The following is a 16,101-nucleotide window of genomic DNA, read 5'->3' as shown; positions in this document are numbered from 1 at the left end:
GACGTCATGGCCGATCGGAAAACATACCGCGGCGAGTACGACGAGGCTCTCTATTGGGAGCGGGTGGATCGTAATCTGGGATGGCTCGGTGACACCCCGGAAGAGCAGCGCAAGCGTCAGGAGAAGCTGCGCGACTCGGTGATCGGCATCGTCGGGACCGGCGGCATCGGCGGGGCGGTCGCGCTCCGGCTGGTCCGCATGGGCGCCCGCAACCTGAAGCTGGCCGATCCCGACGAGTTCGACGTGACGAACATCCAGCGGCAGATGGGGGCCGACCTGGCGACCGTCGGCCGCAACAAGGCCGAGGTGGTGGCCGAGATGGCCTTCGACCTCACGCGGGACGTCAACATCGACGTCTACCCCGAGGGGATCACCCCCGGCAGCGCGGAAGAGTTCATGGACGGATGCGACTACGTCATGGACCAGATGGAGTTCTACCAGGTCAAGAACCGCTACGCGCTGCACAGGGCGTTCCGGGCCTCCGACCGCTGCAAGTTCATGCTCAAGATCCCCACCGTCGGCCACACGGTGATCGTCTACAAGTACACGCACGACTCGATGACCATCGAGGAGGTCTACGACATCCCCGAGGACGCCGAGTTCACCGACGACGTGGTGCGCAAGCTCGTCGAGCGCGCCATCGCGGTGATGCCGGACTACCCCGACCGGGCCGAGATCGACCGCTGGTTCCTCGACATGCGCCGCATGCCCATCTTCGGCGCCTGCCCGCCCATGGCCGAGGGCATCCTCGTCGAGCGGCTGGCCATGGAGATCATGGAGCTGCCGGGGGTGGCCCCGCTGCCCGTGCAGCCCGGCTACGCGATCTTCGACTCCAAGAACTGGACGGCCCGCATGGTGCCGGGCAAGTGGTGGGAGAGGTGAGCCTCCCCGTCCGCGTCGTCCTGATGTCGGAGGTCAACTCAAAGCTCGGGGCGCCGTTCCTGTCCATCCTGGCCGAGCATCCCCTGGTCGAGCTCGTGGGGGTGGTGACCAGCCCGCGAGGCCGGCTCTGCCCGTACTTCCTGGGCGAGGAGGACCAGGTCGACCTCGACGCCCAGGGACGCGGATGGGGCATCCCGCCGATGCGCCCGGCGAACGTCAACGACCCCGGCAGCGTCGCCGCCATCGCGGCCCTGAAGCCCGACTACATCATCGTGGGCAACTACCAGCAGATCCTGAAGGCGGACCTGCTGGGCGTGCCCCGCATCACCTCGGTCAACTTCCACCCGAGCCCGCTGCCCAAGTACGCCGGCTGGGCGCCGTTCTTCTGGATGGCGCGCACCGGGGAGACCCGCAGCGGCGTCACGGCCATCGCCATGACCACCCAGATCGACGGGGGACCGGTCATCGCCGCCAAACCCATCATGCTCAGCGGCACCGAGACGGCCCTGGAGATCAGGGAGTCGCACACGGTGGCCAACGTGGCGCTGCTGCGCGAGCTGATCCCGCGCCTGGCCGCGGGACGGCTGCCCCTCACTCCGCAGGACCCGGGGGAGCGCACCTACTTCAGCAAACCCGGCGACCACGACTACTGGCTCGACTTCACCCAGGACACCGAGACCATCCTGCGCACCGTCCGGGCCGGCTACCGCCGCCCGGGAGCCTACGTCCTCACCGAGGACGGCGAGGTGATGGTCGTGCTGTCCATGGAGGCGGTGGGGACCCGCTACCCCGCCTCCGTCACCCCCGGGACCGTGCGCCACGAGAACGACGATGTGTTCATCGCGGCGAAGGACGGGTGGCTGCGGCTGTGGTCGATCGAGGTGGAGGGCGAGGAGCAACTCGGCCACCTGCCCCGCTCGCACACCTCCGTCAGCACGCGGTTCGCGCCGCGCCCCTCCGCCTGACCACCCGCGACCGGGCGGCCGGCGCGTGTGCCGGTGCCAGGCGCGCCGGCATGCCCGCCGCGGGAACCGATCATCCATCCCCGAGAAATGAGTACTCATGTCTTATGGGTTTTCCGAAGCGATGGCCGCGCGCCCTGACCGGGCGCCGACACCCGGTTCGGAGGTCGGCGTCCAGCCACTGGTGGACCACACCCGGCTGGACGGCGACACCGACGAGGACCGGCGGATCCAGGCCGCGCACCGGCTGTACGAGCACCTCATCGGCCTGTGGGCGCCCGGCGTGATCGAGGCCGCCCACGACCTCGGCATGTTCGCCGAGCTGGCGAAGGGCGCGGCCTCCGCGGTCGAGGTCGCCGAGACGCTCAAGACCGACGAACGCGCCACGCGCATCATGCTGGACGCCCTGCACGCCTACGCGATGGTCGACGCCGTCGTGCCGCCGGACGGCATCACCCGCTACGTGCTCGGCGAGCGGATGCTCCCGTCCGTGTTGCCCGGTGGGGTCTACAGCCTGACCGGGAAGATGGACTACGACCGGGCGGTCGCCTGGCCGGCGTGGCGGAGCCTGGCCGAGGCCGTGCGGCACGGCTCGCGCGACGCCGCCGGTCACGACCGTGCCAACCAGATCTCCGAGACCGACTACGAGTCGCTGGCCTTGGGCATCAACTTCTGGGCTCCGCCGATCGTCGCCCGGCTGCACGACTGGCTCGACGCCTCCGGATGGGACGCGGGCGTCCCCGCGCGGGTGCTCGACGTCGGCTGCGGCAGCGGCCTGTACGGCCAGCTCATGCTCCGCCGGCGGGAGAACTGGCACGTGACCGGCGTGGACGCGCCGCGCATCATCGAGCTGGCCCGCGCCCAGGCGCGGCGGCTGGGCGTCGACGGCCGCTTCAGCGGCATGGTCGGCGACTTCTGGGCCGACGCCTGGGGCGCCGGCTTCGACCTGGTGTTCTTCGCCAACATCTTCCACCTGCAGACGCCGGAGAGCGCCGCGAAGCTCACCGCCACCGCCGCCGGCTCCCTGTCGGAGCGCGGGCTGATCTGCATCGCCGACCACATCGTGGACGACACCGGCCGGGGCGAGTCCGAGCAGGACCGGTTCGCCCGGCTCTTCGCGGCCTCGATGCTGGCGACCGGCGGCGGCGACGCCTACCGCCTGAGCCGCTACGACCGGTGGCTGGAGTCGGCGGGGCTGAGGCGGGTGGCCCTGATCGACGCGCCCATGCACCGCATCCTCATCGCCACCCGTCCGGACAACACCTTCTGACGGCGGCGGCGCCCGGACCGACACTCGGCTCGGCCGACGCTCGGCCCGGCCGGACGTGCGCCGAACCCGGCGTGAGACCGGTGGGTTCTCAGCCGGGCCGGAGCGTGAGCCGGGGCCGGACGTGAGGGGCCGCGGTGGTCCCGTCCTCGTGGGGACGCGACCACCGCGGCCTTTTTCCTCCCTCGCCGGTGGCGCGGCCGGTGGCCGGCCACTCTCAGCCGCGGAGCTCCAGCTCCGCCTCGATCTCCACGGGCATGTTCCACGGCAGGCCCGCGACGCCGACGGCCACCCGAGAGTGCCCGCCCACCTCGTCGCCGAAGGCGTCGAGGAGGAGCTGCGAGGCCGGGTTGAACACGGCGGGGAAGTCGATGAAGTCCGGGGACGCGTTGACCATGCAGTTCAGGCGGCACCACGCCCCGACGCGGTCCAGGTCGCCGAGCTCCCGTTCGAGGTCGGCGAAGATGCCCAGCAGCGTGAGCCTGGCCGACTCCTGCGCGGTGGCGAGGTCGACCTCGGAGCCGACCTTGCCCGACGGCCCGGCCACCGTGCCGTCCTCGCCGATGGGGACGTGCCCGGACACCAGGACCCGGTTTCCGAGCACCCGGACGAGGCTCGGAGCGATCTTGATCTGGTTGGGAAGCTGCCAGGGCTTGGGCAGCGATCTACCCTGGGCGGCCAGGCGGGCGCGAACTTCCTGGCTGCTGACGGCCGGGCCGTAAATATTCCGGACGTTCATGTGATCGGTTCTCTCTCTTCTTGTCGGCGGGCGAGGGGCGACGCCCGCGGCGGTCAGGCCTCGGGGGCGGGGCGCGCGGCGCCGAAACGCTCGCGCAGGGCCCGCTTGTCGACCTTCCCGACGCCGGTCCTGGGCAGCTCGGTGACGACGCGCACGGTCGGCAGCCACGACGGCGGGACCCGGCCGGCGAGGTGGGCGGCGAACTCCTCGGGGGCGGGCCCCGCGCCGTCGCCCTCGCGCAGGACGACGCAGGCGAGCGGGCGCTCTCCCGACTCGGCGTCGGGCACGCCCACCACGGCGGCGTCGGCGACCGCCGGGTGCGCCATGAGGTGCTCCTCCAGCTCGACCGTCGAGATCCACTCGCCGTTGGCCCGGATGAGGTCCTTCATCCGGTCGACGATGCGGATGTAGCCGAGCTCGTCGATGCGGGCCGCGTCGCCGGTCCGCAGCCAGCCCTGCTGGAACTTGTCCGGCGGCGACCCGTCGCGGAAGTACTCGCGCACCACCCATGGCCCGCGCACCTGCAGCTCGCCCATGGACGCGCCGTCCCACGGCACCTCGCCGCCGGTGTCGTCGGCGATGCGCATGTCGACCATGGCCAGCGGCCTGCCCTGCGAGACCGCGTAGTAGGCGCGGGTCTCCTCCGAGGGCCGCTCCCCGGCCTCGGCGGGCGGCCGGCTGAAGCTGCCGTGCCCGCTGGTCTCGGTCATGCCGAACACCTGCACGATCGGGACGCCGACCTCCTCCTCGAAGGCGCGCGAGACCGCGCGCGGCACGGGGGAGCCCCCGCACACCATGCGCCGCAGCGAGGACAGGTCGGGCCGGTGGCGGCGCCAGTGGTCCAGCAGGCCGGTGAGGGCGGCGCCGAACCCGACCGACACCGTCGGCCTCTCGCGCTCGATCAGCTCGCACACCCCGGCCGGGGTCAGGTCGCCTCCGGGCAGCAGCAGGCCGCAGCCGTGCATGGCCGCGCTGAACGGCAGCCCCACCTGGCTCAGCGAGAGGGGCACCAGGGCGAGCAGCGTGTCGCCGGACGACAAACTCTCGGCGTCGGCGAGCCCGGCGCAGAAACTCTGCAGCACCGTGCTGCGATGGCTGAAGACCACGCCCTTCGGGCGTCCGGTGGTGCCGGTGGTGTAGCTGACGTGCGCCGCCGCGGCCTCCTCCACCTCCGGCCAGGCCTTCAGCGGGTCGGCCTCGGCCAGCAGCCGCTCGTAGCCCAGCCGCCCGCCGGCGGGCGGCTCGTCGCCGTCGCCGTCGGGCAGCACGACGACCGGACGGCGGCGGGTGAGCCGGGACTCCGCCTCCTCCCAGGCGGGCAGCAGGCCCGCCTCGCACAGCACGAGCGTGTCGTCGGCGTGGTCGACGATGTAGGCGACGTGCTCGGCCGGCAGGTGGACGTTGACCGTGTGCAGCACGGCCCCCATCGAGGTGGCGGCGAGGTAGGCCTCCACGTGCCGGTGCGTGCCACCGGCGAAGGTCGCCACCCGGTCGCCCGGGCCGACCCCGAGCGCGGCGAGCGCCCCCGCGAGCCGGCGGGCACGGGCCACCACGTCACCCCAGGTGAGGCGGGTGACGCCGGCCCGTGACCGGGTGACCACCGGCCGCCTCGCGAACAGCCGCTCGGCGCGCGAGGTGACCATCCCGGGAATGGTGAGCGGAGATTCCATCATCCCGCTTCGCATGCGATCTTTCTCCCTGTGGGTCGAGATGTGCCCGTCACGCGACGACCGCGCGCGACGGTTCGGCGGTCTCCGGGGCGCCGCGGCGCGCCGGGACCACCAGCAGCACCGTCACCGCGGAGAGGATCATGAAGCCGGCCACGACGTACAGACCGGCGCCGAACGAGCCCGTCCAGTCCTTCAGCAGGCCGAACAGGTGGGGGCCCAGGTAGCCGCTCGCCGCGCCGATGCAGTTGATCAGGGCGATCGCGCCCGCGGCCGCCACGCCCGTCCCCGCGACGACCCGGGCGGGCAGCTGCCAGAAGGCGACGGTGGAGCTGAGCATGCCGGTCAGCCCGAGCGCGATGCCGGCGACCAGCACGTACGGGTTGCTCGCCAGCACGCACGCGACCACGGCGACGGCTCCGAGCAGCAGAGGCACGGCGCAGTGCAGGCGCCGCTCGCCCGTCCGGTCGGAGTGGCGCGCCCACCACACGAAGCCCACCGTGGCCACGGCGAACGGGATGGCCGTGACCAGGCCGACCTGCAGGTAGGAGAACCTCGTGCCGAAGGCCGTCTCGAGCCCCTTGATCATCTGTGGCAGGAAGTAGGTCAGCGCCCACAGCCCGAACGCCTGGCCGAACAGCACCACGCCGAGCAGCAGCACGCGCGGGTTGCGCACCGTCCGGCCCAGCGCCCCCTTCTGGTGGGGCGGCGCCTGGTTCTCGGCCTCCAGCGTCCCGACCAGCCACTCGCGCTCGTCGTCGGCCAGCCAGCGGGCCTCCTGCGGGCGGCTGGTGAGCCAGAAGAACGCCCACACGCCGACGATCACCGACGGGATGCCTTCGGCCAGGAACAGCAGGCGCCATCCGGACATGCCGAACAGGCCGTCGCCGTACTGCATGATCGCCGTGGACAGCGGCGCCCCGAGCACCGACGACAGCGGGATGCCGAGCAGGAACATCGACAGCATCTGCGCCCGCCGGCGGGCCGGGAACCACAGGGCGACGTAGAGCAGCAGCCCGGGGTACAGGCCCGCCTCGGCGACGCCGAGCAGCGCGCGCAGCGCGTACAGGCTGCCGGGGCCCTGGGCGAAGGCCAGGGCCGCGCTGCACAGGCCCCAGGTGACGGCGATGCGGGCGATCCAGACCCGGGCCCCGAACTTGAGCATCGCGATGTTGCTGGGCACCTCGAACAGCACGTACCCGATGAAGAAGACGCCGGCGGCCAGGCCGAACATCGACGCGGTCAGCCCGAGCTCGGCGTTCATGTCGAGCGCGGCGTAGCTCATGTTCACCCGGTCGAGGAAGTTCAGGAAATAGAGCACGATCATCAGGGGGATGAGCCTGCGGACGAGTTTGCGTACGGTCCGGGTCTCGATCTCCTCGGACCCGGCGGATGGAACGGACATGTCGCCCTCCGGTGGCGGGTGGACTCGGTGCGGCGGGAAGCTCACGCGTCGACCGTGCGCATGATCCCCTCGGGGTAGCGCTCGCCGGACACCGAACCGGCGGGGACGGCGCTCTCGAGCAGGCCCACCTGCTCCGGCGTGAGCCGCACCTGCGCCGCGGCGACGTTCTCCCGCAGGTAGGTGACCCGCTTGGTGCCGGGGATGGGCGCGATGTGCTCGTCCTGGGCGAGCACCCAGGCCAGGGCGATCTGGGAGGGGGTCATCTCCAGCTCCGCCGCGATGCTCCGCACGCGGTCCACCAGCGCGAGGTTGCGGGCGAGGTTGGCGCCCTTGAACCGGGGGTCGGTGTGCCGGTAGTCGTCCTGCGACAGCGCGCCCATGTCGCGCACGGTGCCGGTGAGGAAGCCGCGCCCGAGCGGGGAGAACGCCATCAGGCCGATGCCGTGCTCGCGGCAGGCCGGCAGGACGTCCTTCTCCACGTACCGCTCGAACAGCGAGTACTCGCTCTCCAGCGCCGTGATCGGATGGGTCGCGTGCGCGCGCAGAAGGGTGTCGGTGCTGACCTCCGACAGCCCGATGTAGCGCACCTTGCCCGCGGTGACCAGCTCGGCCATCCCGCCCACGATCTCCTCGATGGGCATCTCGCGGTCGCGGCGGTGCAGGAAGTACAGGTCGATGACGTCCACGCCGAGCCTGCGCAGCGAGGCCTCGCACGCCTCGCGGGCGTACTCGGGGCTGGAGTCCAGGACGAAACTCCCGTCGCCGGTCCAGCCCTTGATGCCGAACTTGGTGGCCACGACCGCCTGGTCGCGCCGGCCGGCGATGGCCCGGCCGACCAGCGACTCGTTGTGGCCGTTGCCGTATCCGTACATGTCCGAGGTGTCGAGCAGGGTGATGCCGAGGTCGAGCGCCGCCCGGATGGTGGCGATGGACTCCTCGTCGTCATAGGGGCCGTACGACTGCGACATTCCCATGCAGCCGAGGCCGATCGCGGACACGTCCAATTCCCCGAGTTTCCGGTGTTCCATCGGTTTCTCCTTGTGGTCCGCCGGGTGTTTCTCCGGCCGCGGCGGGACTGTGATCCACGGAATCGGAAAACGCGGGCAGCCCTTTCACGGCGGCGCGGTCATGCCGCCGGCGCTGGGCCGTCGCGCCGATGGACGAGCAGTCTCCGCCGACGCCCGGGACGACGCCGACCACGTTATCCGAGGGATGGTTAGGTGACGGGCGAACCGTCATCGACGCCGGTCGCGCCCGCTCGCATGCCATCGGCGCGTCTCCTCGCCCCGTTGTTCCCGGCGGCGTCTGTGCTATACCGGTGAGAAATGACTAAAGGCCGGATGTGATACCGCTCCCGAATTAATGGCGAGGCCCCGTGACTTCTTTATCCCGTGATATGACGGAAAGCGTGGGCGAGCTGCGCGCCCGGCTCGGCCCCCGCCTGCTGACCGGCGAGGCCGTGCAGGCCTACCGCCACGACGCCGCTCCGCTCGCCGCGCCCGGCGTGCCCCTCGCCGTCGTGCGCGCCCGGGAGGAGGGCGACGTCCAGCAGGCCCTGCGCTGGGCGCACCGGCACCACGTCGCCGTCGTGCCCCGCGGCGGCGGGACGGGTCTGGCCGGCGGCGCTACGGCCGTGGACGGGTGCCTGGTGGTGAGCCTGGCCGGCATGGACCGCATCGTCGAGATGCGCGCCGACGACCAGTACTGCGTGGTCCAGGCCGGGGTGATCACGGCCGACCTCGACCGCGCGGCGGCCAGGCACGGGCTGATGTACGCCCCCGACCCCTCGAGCCACGAGACCTCCACCATCGGCGGCAACCTCGCCACCAACGCCGGGGGGCTGCGGTGCGTCAAGTACGGGGTGACGCGCGACTGGACGCTCGGCCTGCGGGCGGTGCTCGCCGACGGCCGCGTGCTCGCCACCGGGCGGCGCACCGTCAAAGGGGTCGCCGGGTACGACCTCACCGGCCTGCTGGTCGGCTCGGAGGGGACGCTCGGCGTCATCGTCGAGGCCACCCTGCGGCTGCGCCCCCGCCCGTCCGGCGCGCCGGTCACGGTGGTGGCGCAGTTCCCGCTGCTGGAGGCCGCCGCCACGGCCGCGCTGGAGATCACCAGGGCCGGGCTCGACCCCGGCCTGATGGAACTGCTCGACGCGGCCACCCTGGCCGCGCTGAGCGACCACACGCGCATGGACTTCGAGGAAGCGGCGGCGCTGCTGCTCGTGCAGTTCGACGGCGCCGGCCGCGAGGACGCCGCCGACGCCGCCTTGGCGGTCCTCACCCGCGGCGGCGCGGGGACGGCCCTGCGGTCCGAGAGCGCCGCCGAGGCCGCCGAACTCGTCGGACTGCGGCGCCTGGCCTACCCGGCGCTCGCCCGGCGCGGCGTCCCCTTCACCGAGGACGTGTGCGTGCCCCGGTCACGGCTCGCCGAGATGGTGCGCCACATCCAGGCCGTCGCCGCCGCCCACGCCTGCGAGATCGCCACCGTCGCCCACGCCGGGGACGGCAACCTGCATCCGTTGTTCGTCCTGCCGCACGGGACGACGGGGATCCCCGCCAACGTGTCGCGGGCCGCCGACGAGATCTTCGCCCGCGCGCTGGAGCTCGGCGGCACCCTGACCGGCGAACACGGGGTCGGCACGCTCAAACGGCGCTGGCTCGAACGGGAGATGTCGGCCGAGTGCGCGGAGGTCACCCGCGCGGTCAAGTGGGCGCTCGACCCGCACGGCATCCTCAACCCCGGCAAGGCCGTCCCCTTCCCCGGCGAGGGTGACGGGGACGACCTTCCCGGCTGAGACGACACTCCCCACGAGTGCGGGCCGTGTTACCGGAGCTACGAGGTTGCCAGCGTTACCAGGATTACCAGGGGAGCGGGCCGTCGGCTCCGAAGCAGCCGCCCGTCGGCCCGTCCGGCGCGAGGACGGCCAGCCGCACGGCGATCGCGGCGCCGTCGGCCGCGGTGCGCGCCATGCCCGAAAGGGCCGGGGCGAACGCCGTCGCGCACGGGCCCGGGTCGGCCGCGTTGACCAGCACGCCGTGCTCGCGCAGCGCGTTGGCGTACTGCACGGTCAGCGCGTTCACCGCCGTCTTGGACGGCACGTACGCCGCCGACGGAGGCCTGCGGGCGAACGGCCCCGCCGGGTCGCTCATCAGCGTCAGCGAGCCGAGGCCGCTGGTGAGGTTGACGACCCGCCCGCAGGGCGAGCGCGTCAGCAGCGGGATCATCGCCGTGGTCACCGCGATCAGGCCGAAGACGTTGGTCTCGAAGACCTCCCTGACCACCTCCAGGTCGGCGTCGCACGGGTCCTGCCCGGCCACGTCGCCGAGGATGCCCGCGTTGTTCACCAGGACGTCCAGCACGCCGAACCGCTCGGCGACGTACCGGGTGACCGCGTCGATCGACGCGCGGTCGGTCACGTCGAGCGTGACCGTGCGCACGTCGGCGCCGGTCGCCGACCGCAGCGCGGCGGCGGCCTCCTCGCCCTTGCCCGGGTCGCGGGCGCCGAGCAGTACGGTCATGCCCCGTTCCGCCAGCTGGGCGGCGATCTCGCGGCCGATGCCCTGGTTGGCGCCGGTCACCAGCGCGACCTGCGGCCGGGTGCCGTTGGCCGTCATCTCCGGATACCGCCCCGCACGGGCGTGGGCACCTCGTGGCCGCCCACGTCAGACCTGTTCCGCGGTGGGACGGGCGGCGCCGCGCTCGGCGCGGAGCACCTCCACGACCGCGGCGATGTCGGCGCCGGAGCCGCACCGCTCCGCGGTCTCCTCGTACCGGCGCCCGACCAGCCGCGCGATCGGCAGCGACAGCCCGTGCGCGTCGGCCGCCTCGACCAGGTGCCGCACGTCCTTGGCGCCGAGCCGGGTGGAGAACCAGCCGTGGTGCTCGCCGCCGATGATGTCGTCGACGCGGTTGCGGACGGCGATCGGCACGGTCGGCCACTGGTCGAGGACCTCGCGCAGGAGCTTGGTGTCCAGCCCCGTCGCCTCGGCCGTGGCGACCACCTCGGCGACCAGGGCGACCTCCGCCATCAGGAGATAGTTGTTGAGCAGCTTGAAGGTGGTCGCGCCGCCCGGGTCCTCGCCGCAGTACCAGTGGACGTCGAAGAGGCGGCCCCACAGGGGTTCCAGCCGTTCCACCAGATGGCGCTCGCCGCCGAGCAGGCCCGAGGCCCTGCCGTCCAGGACGGTCCTCGGCGCGCCGATGATCGGCGCGGCCACGAACCGGCTCCCGGGCGCGAGGTCCGCCAGCCGTCGGGAGGTGCGCGGAGAGACGGTGCTCATGTCCACCACGATCGGCCCGTCGGTGCTGGACGCCTGCTCGGTGAGCCTCTCCATGACCTGCAGAGCGGCCTGGTCGTCGGCGAGCGACATGAGCACCGCGTCGGCGCCCCGGGCCGCCTCCGCGGGGGAGGACGCCTCCACCGCCCCGGCCGCCACCACCTCTTCCGCCTTGCCCGGCGTGCGGTTCCACACCCGCGGCCGATGCCCTTGAGCGGCCAGCCGCACGGCCACCGCACGCCCCATGTTGCCCATTCCCAGGACAGTTATTTGCATATGTCATCCCCCTGCCGCCAATTGTCGCCGCAAGCGCCGCTCTTGCTGCGGAGACTCGCTGGAGAAGGCCGGAGATGGGGATCTGGCGGGCGTGCTGAGCTGGGATGTCATTCATGTGTGATAAGGGCGGACTTCGCGCTCGTTGATTGGTGTCATGGGGGAGAGGGGTATATACACGCATAATTCCGCCCGGAGCGGGGACACGCGGCCGCATGGCCGGGTGAGGACGCGAACCGCATATATGTTTGCCGCAGGAGCGCATAATCGGGGGGCACGAATGGAAAACCGTCGACGCGGGAACAGGGCCAGCGGCCTGGCAGCCATCGGAGGAGCCGGTCTGGCGTTGCTGTGCGCCCTGCCACCGGCCGCGGCCGCGGCCGCGCCACGGGGCGCCGACCCGGACGCGGCCGCTCTCGGCGACATCTGGCGCCGGCAGGCCGAGGCGTGGGGCAAGGGCGACGCCGCCGCCTACGCCGCGATGTACACCCCGGACGCCGACCTGGTGAACATCAAGGGCGAGCACCTGCACGGCCGCTCGGTGATCGCCGCCCGCATCGGGTACTACTTCAACAACCAGCTCAGGAACACCCAGATCACGCGGCTGGCCGAGAGTGTCCGCATGGTGGCGCCCCTGACGGCGATCATCCTCAGGAAGGACTGCGTCCTGTACGCCGCCGAGAGTGTCTGCCGCCCGTCCAACCTGTCGATCAACAGCAGCGTCGCCGTCAAGCGCCAGGGCCACTGGCTGATCGAGTCCTTCCAGAACACCCTGGTCAGCCCCCAGGAGGAGCGCCAGCGCCCGTTCAGGATGACCGGCGGCCCGGCCCCCGACCACCCCTCCGTCGCGCTCGCCGCCGCCCAGCCGCCCCCCGTCGCCCCCAACGCCCCCGCCCTCGCGCCGCCCGCCGCGGCCGCCGGTGACATCGCGGCCGAGCTCACCGCGCTGAGGCGGCTGTGGTTGCGCCAGGCCGACGCGTGGTCCAAGGGCGACGGCAAGGCGTACGCCGCCACCTACACCCCGGACGCCGACTTCGTGAACGTCACCGGCGAGCACCTGCGCACCAGCGCCGAGATCGGCGAGAAGTTCCAGCGCTACCTGCACGCCCAGCTCGCCCACAGCCGCATCGTCACCCTGGAGGAGAAGATCGACCTGGTCTCCCCGACGGTCGCCTTCATCATCCGCAAGGGGTGCGTGCATTTCGGCGCGGAGAACAAGTGCCGCCCCAACACCGTGTCCTACAACACGAGCGTCGTGGTCAAGAAGTCCGGCCAATGGCTGGTCAGGTCCTTCCACAACACCCTGGTCAACCAGCCCGGCCGCAAGACCACCCCGTCCCCGAGCCCCACCCGCACCTGACGGCACACCCCGCCGCCGGCACGGTTACGGCGTCCCGACGGCCCGACGGCCCGACGGCCCGACGGCCCGACACGACGGTGGGCACCCGGGGCGGAGCAGGGGAGCGGAATCACCGAGCCGGGCGGAGCCGCTCCGCCCGGCTCGGCACGCCTTCGCCCCGTGTTCACGAAGCGCGCACGACTTCCGTCAGGCGCCCGCCGCCGACGAGGAGCGAGGCGGCGTTCAGAGGCCGGTGGCGGTCAGGACCACCGCTTCGACCGCCTCGCCGACCGCGTATGCGGCAACGGCAGAGATGACGCCCATGACGAGGGACAACAGGCATCCCCGCCCGCCGCCCAGCGGCGAAGAGAGGGGTGGCAGGTCGTCGAACGGCCGCCAGAGCGGGCGGGACTCCAGGACGAGGAACAAGATCGCCCCGACGCGGCCCACCGTGAACAGCCAGAACCACGCCCAGCGGTTGCCGGCGCGTGGCCGTTCCGTGGCGAGCATGCCCAGCAAGGTCAGGACCCAGGCCGCGCCCACCGGCCACGACCCGTAGGGCACCGGTACGTGGAAGGGCCAGCCGGGAAAGAAGCCTCGCGTGCTCTGGGTGTCGATCCGCCGGTCCACGGGAGGCGGCCCGTACACGACGCTCAGGTCCGCGTTCAGATCGCTCTGCGAATAGCCGCCGGTGCCTGGCGCGGGGAGGATCGCGCGCGACCAGAACAGCGTCCCGGACGACCACCGCAGGTCGCGCAGGACGCGCCCGGAGCCTTCGGCGATGACGTAGCTCACCTCCCCAGCCCGCAGCGCCGCGCGGAACTCCCCGAGGGGGCGCAGGGGCGGGTTCACCGAGAGGGCGGTGACGAGCGCCCCCCATGACACCACCACCAGCAGCAGCACCCGCACCCATAACAACACCACCACGCCCGGCTCCACCAGAGCAGGCCTTCCCCGTCGCACGTCCACAGCACTCCCCGTCATCACCCATACGGCCGGCCCCACTCAGGCGATCTCGCCCCCGCGCCCCTGTTCCGGTGGCCTCGTTCCGGCGGCGCCGCCTTGCCGGCCGCGTCCTGGGCTCACTTTGCTGCCGTCCCCCGACCCGAATCAAGAGCCCCCCGGCCACCCGCCCCATGCGCGCCCCCGGCCGGAAAGCGCCTCCACAGCGAAACAGCCGGCGCCGGACGGCGGGAGCCGCCTACCAACCGGCGATGCTCATGGCGATGGCCGGACCCGTGACGGCCATCCGAGCGCAGACCTGCCACGGCGGCGGACAGGCGGAAGGCATCCTGCCGGTCGTCACTGACATTTCCACGGGGCCGCTCCCGGTCCGCGGGTTCCGGCATCCCTGGGATGTGGGCGCTCGCCGCGAGTGCGTCTCCAGGGAGGCTCTGTCCCTCGTCGCGATCCTCGGGTATGGCGATCGCTCACAAGGAAGGACCGGGCATGGGTGGCGAGGGCTGGCGGGCGAAGGTCCGGCGGTTCGCCGCCGTGACGCTCAGGGGAAGCTGCGTTCTGCTGCTCCATTTCGGCCGGACGGGCGCGGCGTACGTCGTCATGGCGCACGCGGAGCCGGAGGACACGCCGCCGCGATGACGGCCGGCCCGGTCAGGGCGCGTGGTGCGTCCTGCCGGGCCGGTGGAGTGGCCGCGGGGTCTCAGCCCATGTGGGGGTAGCGGTGGTCGGTCGGCGGGACGAAGGTCTCCTTGATCGCGCGGGCGCTGACCCAGCGGACCAGGTTGAAGATCGAGCCGGCCTTGTCGTCGGTGCCCGAGGCGCGGGCCCCGCCGAAGGGCTGCTGGCCGACGACCGCGCCGGTGGGCTTGTCGTTGATGTAGAAGTTGCCCGCCGCGAAGCGCAGCCGCTCGGTCGCCGAGGCGATGGCGTACCGGTCCTGGGCGATGATCGAGCCGGTCAGCGCGTACGGCGACACGCTCTCCATCTGGTCCAGGACGGCGTCGAACCGGCTGTCGTCGTACACGTGCACGGCCAGGACGGGGCCGAAGTACTCCTTGACGAAGATCTCGTCGGCCGGGTCGTCGCCGACCAGGATGGTGGGCTTGACGAAGTACCCGGTGGAGTCGTCGTAGGAGCCGGTGAGCACCTCGATGCCGCCGGTCGCGCGGGCCCGGTCGATGGCCGCCTTGTTCTTGGCGAAGGCGCGGTCGTCGATGACGGCGCCCATGAACGTCGACAGGTCGGCGGCCACGTCGCCGACGGTCAGAGACTCGGCCGTCGCGACCAGGTCGTCCTTGATGGCCGACCAGACCGACCGCGGGACGTACGCCCGGGAGGCGGCCGAGCACTTCTGGCCCTGGTACTCGAACGCGCCGCGGATCAGCGCGGTGGACAGCGCCGCCGGGTCGGCGGAGGGGTGGGCGAGCACGAAGTCCTTGCCGCCGGTCTCGCCGACCAGCCGCGGGTAGCTCCGGTAGCCGGCGATGTTGGCGCCGACGGTGGCCCACAGGTGCTGGAAGGTGGCCGTGGAGCCGGTGAAGTGGATGCCCGCCAGGTTCGGGTCGGTCAGCGCGACCTCCGACACGGCGGCGCCGTTGCCGGTGACCATGTTGATGACGCCCGGCGGCAGGCCCGCCTCCTCCAGCAGCCGCATGGTGAAGTGCGCGGCGAACTGCTGGGTCGGGGACGGCTTCCACACCACGACGTTGCCCATCAGGGCGGCGGAGGTCGGCAGGTTCCCGGCGATGGCCGTGAAGTTGAACGGGGTGATCGCCAGGACGAACCCCTCCAGCGGCCGGTACTCCATGCGGTTCCACACGCCCGGCGAGGAGATCGGCTGCTCCTGGTGGAGCCGGCGGGCGAAGGACACGTTGAAGCGCAGGAAGTCGATCAGCTCGCACGCCGCGTCGATCTCGGCCTGCTGCGCCGACTTGGACTGGCCGAGGATCGTGGCGGCGTTCAGCGTCGCGCGGTACGGCCCGGCCAGCAGGTCGGCGGCCTTGAGGAAGATCGCGGCCCGCTCCTCGAACGGCAGCGCCCGCCACGCCGGCGCGGCCTTCAGCGCCGCGTCGATGGCGGCGCGCACGTCGCCGGCGGAGGCGTCGGCCGTGCGGCCGAGCACGTGGGCGTGGTCGTGCGGCTGGACGACGTCGATCGAGGCGCCCGCGGCCATGCGCCGCTCGCCGCCGATCGTCATCGTCAGGTCGATCGCGGTGCCGGACAGCTCCTTCAGGCGGCTCTCCAGCACCGAGCGCTCGGCGCTGCCGGGTGCGTAGCCGTGCACCGGCTCGTTGGCCGGGACGGGGACGTTGCTGACGGCATCCATGGAA

At 72.2% G+C, this 16,101-nt stretch carries 14 protein-coding genes; 6 read left to right on the top strand and 8 right to left on the bottom strand.

Annotated features, from left to right (window positions below; all coding sequences use genetic code 11):
• Nucleotides 1-6 precede the first annotated feature (6 nt).
• The 3 genes from ACFQSB_RS16015 to ACFQSB_RS16005 all read left to right on the top strand — a co-directional run bounded on the left by ACFQSB_RS16015 (nucleotide 7) and on the right by ACFQSB_RS16005 (nucleotide 3,114).
• Nucleotides 7-882: a ThiF family adenylyltransferase gene (locus tag ACFQSB_RS16015; RefSeq protein ID WP_354846289.1), complete on the top strand. Its 876-nt coding sequence runs from the start codon at nucleotides 7-9 to the stop codon at nucleotides 880-882.
• Complete coding sequence (locus tag ACFQSB_RS16010; RefSeq protein WP_380827284.1) at nucleotides 879-1,847, top strand: methionyl-tRNA formyltransferase; 969 nt, start codon at nucleotides 879-881, stop codon at nucleotides 1,845-1,847. Before ACFQSB_RS16015 ends, ACFQSB_RS16010 begins: the two co-directional genes overlap by 4 nt.
• Nucleotides 1,848-1,944: 97 nt before the next feature.
• Complete coding sequence (locus ACFQSB_RS16005) at nucleotides 1,945-3,114, top strand: methyltransferase domain-containing protein (RefSeq protein WP_380827282.1); 1,170 nt, start codon at nucleotides 1,945-1,947, stop codon at nucleotides 3,112-3,114.
• A 214-nt stretch (nucleotides 3,115-3,328) separates the two neighbouring features.
• Here ACFQSB_RS16005 and ACFQSB_RS16000 read toward each other — a convergent pair whose 3' ends face one another.
• From ACFQSB_RS16000 to ACFQSB_RS15985, 4 genes are read right to left on the bottom strand one after another with little or no spacing between them, the layout of a single operon-like run.
• Complete coding sequence (locus ACFQSB_RS16000) at nucleotides 3,329-3,850, bottom strand: RidA family protein (RefSeq protein ID WP_380827281.1); 522 nt, start codon at nucleotides 3,848-3,850, stop codon at nucleotides 3,329-3,331.
• 53 nt (nucleotides 3,851-3,903) lie between these two features.
• Nucleotides 3,904-5,535 carry a long-chain-fatty-acid--CoA ligase gene (locus tag ACFQSB_RS15995; RefSeq protein ID WP_380827279.1) on the bottom strand — a complete coding sequence of 544 codons (1,632 nt, stop codon included), beginning with the start codon at nucleotides 5,533-5,535 and terminating at the stop codon, nucleotides 3,904-3,906.
• 34 nt (nucleotides 5,536-5,569) lie between these two features.
• A complete protein-coding gene (locus tag ACFQSB_RS15990) occupies nucleotides 5,570-6,922 on the bottom strand; it encodes an MFS transporter (protein WP_380827278.1) in 1,353 nt (450 codons plus the stop codon).
• A 41-nt stretch (nucleotides 6,923-6,963) separates the two neighbouring features.
• A complete protein-coding gene (locus tag ACFQSB_RS15985; RefSeq protein ID WP_380827276.1) occupies nucleotides 6,964-7,950 on the bottom strand; it encodes an aldo/keto reductase in 987 nt (328 codons plus the stop codon).
• A 368-nt stretch (nucleotides 7,951-8,318) separates the two neighbouring features.
• Between ACFQSB_RS15985 and ACFQSB_RS15980 the strand changes: the two genes are divergently transcribed.
• Nucleotides 8,319-9,716: an FAD-binding oxidoreductase gene (locus ACFQSB_RS15980; protein ID WP_380827275.1), complete on the top strand. Its 1,398-nt coding sequence runs from the start codon at nucleotides 8,319-8,321 to the stop codon at nucleotides 9,714-9,716.
• Nucleotides 9,717-9,780: 64 nt separating this feature from the next.
• On the opposite strand, the gene ACFQSB_RS15975 is transcribed toward ACFQSB_RS15980, so the two are convergent.
• Nucleotides 9,781-10,536, bottom strand: a complete 756-nt coding sequence (locus ACFQSB_RS15975; RefSeq protein WP_380827274.1) for an SDR family NAD(P)-dependent oxidoreductase — start codon at nucleotides 10,534-10,536, stop codon at nucleotides 9,781-9,783.
• 48 nt (nucleotides 10,537-10,584) lie between these two features.
• Complete coding sequence (locus ACFQSB_RS15970) at nucleotides 10,585-11,475, bottom strand: NAD(P)-dependent oxidoreductase (RefSeq protein ID WP_380827273.1); 891 nt, start codon at nucleotides 11,473-11,475, stop codon at nucleotides 10,585-10,587.
• Between the two features lie 277 nt (nucleotides 11,476-11,752).
• On the opposite strand from ACFQSB_RS15970, the gene ACFQSB_RS15965 reads away from it, so the two are divergent.
• The gene (locus ACFQSB_RS15965; protein WP_380827271.1) at nucleotides 11,753-12,832 is read left to right on the top strand and encodes an SgcJ/EcaC family oxidoreductase; all 1,080 of its coding nucleotides are present in this window, start codon (nucleotides 11,753-11,755) and stop codon (nucleotides 12,830-12,832) included.
• A 222-nt stretch (nucleotides 12,833-13,054) separates the two neighbouring features.
• Here ACFQSB_RS15965 and ACFQSB_RS15960 read toward each other — a convergent pair whose 3' ends face one another.
• A complete protein-coding gene (locus ACFQSB_RS15960; protein ID WP_380827269.1) occupies nucleotides 13,055-13,774 on the bottom strand; it encodes a hypothetical protein in 720 nt (239 codons plus the stop codon).
• Nucleotides 13,775-14,260: 486 nt separating this feature from the next.
• On the opposite strand from ACFQSB_RS15960, the gene ACFQSB_RS15955 reads away from it, so the two are divergent.
• Nucleotides 14,261-14,410, top strand: coding sequence for a hypothetical protein (locus ACFQSB_RS15955; RefSeq protein ID WP_380827267.1), 150 nt, complete (start codon nucleotides 14,261-14,263; stop codon nucleotides 14,408-14,410).
• A gap of 61 nt (nucleotides 14,411-14,471) precedes the next feature.
• Here ACFQSB_RS15955 and pruA read toward each other — a convergent pair whose 3' ends face one another.
• Nucleotides 14,472-16,097 (bottom strand): L-glutamate gamma-semialdehyde dehydrogenase, encoded by a 1,626-nt coding sequence (pruA, locus tag ACFQSB_RS15950; protein ID WP_380827265.1) that lies wholly within the window; start codon nucleotides 16,095-16,097, stop codon nucleotides 14,472-14,474.
• Nucleotides 16,098-16,101 lie beyond the last annotated feature (4 nt).

This window comes from Sphaerisporangium rhizosphaerae, assembly GCF_042665155.1.
GTDB lineage: Bacteria > Actinomycetota > Actinomycetes > Streptosporangiales > Streptosporangiaceae > Sphaerisporangium > Sphaerisporangium rhizosphaerae.
The sequence above is the reverse complement of the archived record's forward strand: the minus strand, read 5'-3'. Positions and strand labels throughout refer to the sequence as shown.

Excerpts from the sequence above, each read along its gene's own strand:
- ACFQSB_RS16000 (WP_380827281.1), bottom strand. The coding sequence starts at position 3,850 with ATGAACGTCCGGAATATTTACGGCCCGGCCGTCAGCAGCCAGGAAGTT.
- ACFQSB_RS15995 (WP_380827279.1), bottom strand. The coding sequence starts at position 5,535 with ATGCGAAGCGGGATGATGGAATCTCCGCTCACCATTCCCGGGATGGTC.
- ACFQSB_RS15990 (WP_380827278.1), bottom strand. The coding sequence starts at position 6,922 with ATGTCCGTTCCATCCGCCGGGTCCGAGGAGATCGAGACCCGGACCGTA.
- ACFQSB_RS15980 (WP_380827275.1), top strand. The coding sequence starts at position 8,319 with ATGACGGAAAGCGTGGGCGAGCTGCGCGCCCGGCTCGGCCCCCGCCTG.
- ACFQSB_RS15975 (WP_380827274.1), bottom strand. The coding sequence starts at position 10,536 with ATGACGGCCAACGGCACCCGGCCGCAGGTCGCGCTGGTGACCGGCGCC.
- ACFQSB_RS16015 (WP_354846289.1), top strand. The coding sequence starts at position 7 with ATGGCCGATCGGAAAACATACCGCGGCGAGTACGACGAGGCTCTCTAT.
- ACFQSB_RS15965 (WP_380827271.1), top strand. The coding sequence starts at position 11,753 with ATGGAAAACCGTCGACGCGGGAACAGGGCCAGCGGCCTGGCAGCCATC.
- ACFQSB_RS16005 (WP_380827282.1), top strand. The coding sequence starts at position 1,945 with ATGTCTTATGGGTTTTCCGAAGCGATGGCCGCGCGCCCTGACCGGGCG.
- ACFQSB_RS15985 (WP_380827276.1), bottom strand. The coding sequence starts at position 7,950 with ATGGAACACCGGAAACTCGGGGAATTGGACGTGTCCGCGATCGGCCTC.
- pruA (WP_380827265.1), bottom strand. The coding sequence starts at position 16,097 with ATGGATGCCGTCAGCAACGTCCCCGTCCCGGCCAACGAGCCGGTGCAC.
- ACFQSB_RS15970 (WP_380827273.1), bottom strand. The coding sequence starts at position 11,475 with ATGCAAATAACTGTCCTGGGAATGGGCAACATGGGGCGTGCGGTGGCC.
- ACFQSB_RS15955 (WP_380827267.1), top strand. The coding sequence starts at position 14,261 with ATGGGTGGCGAGGGCTGGCGGGCGAAGGTCCGGCGGTTCGCCGCCGTG.